At 61.6% G+C, this 1,292-nt stretch carries 2 protein-coding genes; both read left to right on the top strand.

The window, feature by feature from the left end; translation table 11 throughout:
• Positions 1 to 67 precede the first annotated feature (67 nt).
• Entirely contained in the window at positions 68 to 373 is a 306-nt protein-coding gene (locus tag MTX34_RS25480; RefSeq protein WP_065181100.1) for a transposase, read from the top strand.
• A 14-nt stretch (positions 374 to 387) separates the two neighbouring features.
• Entirely contained in the window at positions 388 to 1,263 is an 876-nt protein-coding gene (locus MTX34_RS25475; protein ID WP_241257671.1) for an IS3 family transposase, read from the top strand.
• The last annotated feature ends 29 nt before the right edge of the window (positions 1,264 to 1,292 follow it).

Genomic DNA, 1,292 nt, shown 5'->3' with positions numbered 1-1,292 from the left:
TGAGGTTCACCCCGGATGGTGGACACCGAGATAGCGGGACCGATGGTTCCGCTGGAAGGATGTCCGCATGTCCCGCAAACGCAGGTCGTTCACGACCGAATACAAGGTCGAGGCCGCCCGTAGGGTGATCGATTCCGGCCGCACCATCGCCGAGGTCGCCCGCGAACTGGGCATCAACGAAGGACTGCTCGGCCGCTGGGTCGCCGACGAACGCCGCCGGATCGAAGCCGCCGCAGCATCCGGTGACCAGCCGCTCACGGCCGCCGAACGCACCGAGCTGGCCCGGTTACGCCGGCAGGTCTCCGAGCAGGAGAAAGACATCGCGTTCCTGAAAAAAGCGTCCGCGTACTTCGCAGCCAATCAACAAAAGTAGAGCTCTACACGTTGATGGCCGCGGAGTACGCGAACTCCGCAGTCCACCGGATGGCACGCCTGCTCGAAGTGTCGACATCCGGTTTCTACAAACACCAAGGACGCAGTGTGACAACCAGATTGGCGCAGCGGCAGCAACGTAGAGCCGATCTGGAGATCAAGATCCTCGCGATCCACCAGGAGTCGAAAGGCGTCTACGGAGCACCGCGCATCACCGCCGAACTTCACGATCGAGGCGAGGTGATCACCGAGAAGACCGTCGCCACGATCATGCGCTCCCTCGGCGTCGTGGGGATCAGCCCACGTACGTTCAAGATCCGCACCACCGTGGTCGACCCGTTGGCCTCGTTCCCCGAGGATCTGGTGCAGCGCCGGTTCGATCAGGGGCACGTCGATGCGGTGTGGACCTCGGACATCACGTACCTGACCTGCGGCGAGGGCGATATGTACCTGTGCGCCATCAAGGACGAGCACTCGAAAAAGGTCCTCGGGTGGGCCGTCGCCGATCACATGCGCACCGAGCTCGTCCTCGACGCTCTGGACATGGCAGTTGCCGGACGTGGCGGCGACGTCGCGGGCACAATCCTTCACTCGGACAGGGGAAGTCAATACACCGCCGAGATCATGAAGCAGGCATGCGAACGGTACGGGTTGCGGCGCTCGATGGGCGCGACCGGCATATGCTGGGACAACGCCGGCGCGGAGAGTTTATGGTCGACGTTCAAGCACGAGTACTACTACCGACATACGTTCGCGTACAGGACCGAATTGGTTGCTGCAGTTGACAACTGGATGAACTTCTACAACACTCGACGTAGGCACTCCACGATCGGAATGCTCAGCCCCCACAATTACGAACAGTCACTGAACGCGCCGATTATGGCCGCGTAGCCACTGTCCACTTTTCGGGGTGAACCTCA

This window comes from Rhodococcus sp. ARC_M5, assembly GCF_022810405.1.
GTDB lineage: Bacteria > Actinomycetota > Actinomycetes > Mycobacteriales > Mycobacteriaceae > Rhodococcoides > Rhodococcoides navarretei.
The sequence above is the reverse complement of the archived record's forward strand: the minus strand, read 5'-3'. Positions and strand labels throughout refer to the sequence as shown.